This is a genomic window from uncultured Paracoccus sp., from assembly GCF_947496875.1.
Lineage (GTDB): Bacteria > Pseudomonadota > Alphaproteobacteria > Rhodobacterales > Rhodobacteraceae > Paracoccus.
In genome coordinates this window covers 1-1101 of record NZ_CANMEH010000067.1, presented here as the reverse complement: position 1 = coordinate 1101, position 1101 = coordinate 1, and the positions used below count along the sequence as shown (strand labels likewise).

Below are 1101 nucleotides of genomic sequence, written 5' to 3'. Positions count from 1 at the left end.
CAGATCACCTTCGACAGGCCCGAGGCGATGAACTCGATCGATCGGGCGACCCATACGGAGATCACCCGGATCTGGCGCGACATCGACGACGCGCCAGAGGTCGAGGGGGTGATCGTCACCGGTGCCGGACGGGCGTTTTCGGCCGGCGGCGACTTCGGCTGGATCGAATCGCTGATGAACGACCACGCCGAGCGCGTCTCGTCGTGGCGCGAGACGCGGGATCTGGTCTACAACATCATCAACTGCCGCAAGCCGGTGATCTCGGCAATCAACGGTTCCGCCGCGGGCGCGGGGCTCGTGGTAGGACTGCTGGCCGACATCTCCGTCGTCTCGAAGACCGCAAAGCTCGTCGACGGCCACACGCGTCTGGGCGTGGCGGCCGGCGACGCCGCGGCGATCATCTGGCCGCTGCTCTGCGGCATGGCCAAGGCCAAGTACTATCTGATGACCTGCCGGCCGATCACCGGCGAGGAGGCCGAGCGGATCGGGCTCGTCTCCCTGGCCGTCGAGCCGGACGAGGTGCTGCCGACCGCGCGCGAGATCGCGAGGGAGCTCGCCAATGGCGCCACCGATGCCATCGCCTGGACCAAATACTCCATGAACAACTGGCTGCGCACTGCCGGGCCGACATTCGACACGTCGACGGCGCTCGAGATGCTGGCCTTTGCCGGTCCGGAGGTGCGCGAAGGCGTCGCCTCTCACCGCGAGAAGCGCCCGCCGAACTTCCGTGGCGTCAGGGACCAGGGTGAGGACGATGGAACTCGGGCTTGACGGCAAGGCCGTCCTTGTCACCGGCGCGTCAGGGGCGATCGGCAGCGAAATCGCCGATCGTTTCGCCGCCGAAGGCGCAAGACTCGTCCTCGTGGCCCGGGATGCAGGGAAACTTGCCACGCTGGCAGAGGACCTGGCGCGGCGGCACGGGGCGGACAGCCGCACGATCGCGGCGGACCTCGCCACGGATGCCGGACTCGCGTCGGTGATGACAGCTGCGGAGCGCATCGACATCCTGGTCAACAACGCCGGCGCCATTCCTGCGGGGAACCTGCTCGACATCTCGATGGACACCTGGCGCAAAGCCTGGGAGCTGAAGGTCTTCGGCTA

General features: G+C 67.5%; 2 protein-coding genes. Both read left to right on the top strand.

The window, feature by feature from the left end:
• Positions 1-771 (top strand): enoyl-CoA hydratase/isomerase family protein (locus Q0938_RS19110; RefSeq protein ID WP_299365701.1); only part of this gene is annotated, 771 nt, incomplete at its 5' end.
• On the top strand, positions 755-1101 hold a 347-nt coding region (locus Q0938_RS19105; RefSeq protein ID WP_299365699.1), incomplete at its 3' end, for an SDR family NAD(P)-dependent oxidoreductase. The genes Q0938_RS19110 and Q0938_RS19105, both read left to right, overlap by 17 nt.